The following is a 1,397-nucleotide window of genomic DNA, read 5'->3' on the forward strand; positions in this document are numbered from 1 at the left end:
CGGGTGTGTCTGAAAGATCGTGTAAGTCCGTGACGTGACAGGCTGGCCGGGGTCCGGTGTAGGGCCTTGACCAGCCGGGACGGACGGATATGGCAGACAACGAGAACCCGGCTGTGGAGCCGGTCGAGGACAAGCTGGTGGACGAGGTAGTCGAGCGGTTGATGGACCGTGCCGACGCCTCAGGAGCCGCTTTGCTGGGCGAGGGCGGGCTGCTGACCGCCGTCACCCGGGCGGTGCTCGAGCGAGCCCTGGATGCCGAGATGACCGAACACCTCGGCTATGAGAAGCATGACCCGGTCGGCCGGGGGTCTGGCAACAGCCGAAACGGGACCTCACCGAAGACCGTGCTGACGGATGCCGGGGCGGTCACGGTGGCCGTTCCCCGGGACCGCAACGGGTCGTTCGAGCCGCAGCTGGTGCCCAAGCACGCGCGGCGGCTGGCCGGGTTCAACGACCAGGTCCTGTCGCTGTATGCCCGCGGTATGTCGGTGCGGGACATCCGCTCCCATCTGGCCGGCATGTACGGCGTCGAGGTTTCACCGGACCTGATCAGCAAGGTCACCGACGCGGTCGCCGACGAGCTGGCAGCCTGGCAGAACCCGCCGCTGGACGCGATCTGGCCGATCATCTACATCGACGCCCTGTGGGTCAAGATCCGTTCCGGGGCGGTGGTCTCCAAGCCGGTCTACCTCGCGGTCGGGGTGGACATGGACGGCCGCAAGGACGTCCTCGGGCTGTGGGTCGGCGACGAGGGCGAGGGCGCCACCACCTGGATGACCGTGCTGTCCGAACTGCGCAACCGCGGAGTCCAGGACGTATGCATCGTCGCCTGCGACGGACTGAAGGGCCTGCCGGACGCGGTCACCGCGACCTGGCCCAAAGCCACGGTCCAAACATGCGTGATCCACTTGATGCGGGCCTCACTGCGGTTCGCGTCCAAGAGGGACCATCCCGCACTGGTGCCGGCGCTCAGAGCGATCTACACGGCACCGACCGAGCAGGCCGCCGAGCAGGCACTGCAGGAGTTCGCCGCCTCCGAGCTGGGCCAACGCTACCCGGCCATCACACGCAGCTGGCGCAGCGCGTGGAGCGAGTTCACCCCTTACCTCGCTTTCCCGCCGGAGATAAGGAAAGTCGTCTACTCCACGAATCTGATCGAGTCGATCAACGCCCGGCTACGGAAGGCCACCCGCAACCGGGGCCACTTCCCCTCCGAGCAGGCGGTTCTGAAGGTGCTCTACCTCGCCGTCCGGGAGCTGATCAACCCCAAGGCCCGCGACATCAACCACGTCGCGGCACACTGGAAGAAGGCGCTGAACCAGTTCTCACTCTTCTTCGAGGACCGGCTCAACACCAACTGAAGCCCAAGGACTTACACAAAGACACTGACACGTCCC

General features: G+C 66.3%; 1 protein-coding gene. It reads left to right on the forward strand.

Annotated features, from left to right (window positions below):
* Positions 1-89 precede the first annotated feature (89 nt).
* Entirely contained in the window at positions 90-1,361 is a 1,272-nt protein-coding gene (locus Q8A52_RS48830) for an IS256 family transposase (protein ID WP_316765152.1), read from the forward strand.
* Positions 1,362-1,397: the final 36 nt, after the last annotated feature.

This window comes from Streptomyces herbicida (genome assembly GCF_032656585.1).
GTDB classification, from domain to species: Bacteria; Actinomycetota; Actinomycetes; order Streptomycetales; family Streptomycetaceae; genus Streptomyces; species Streptomyces herbicida.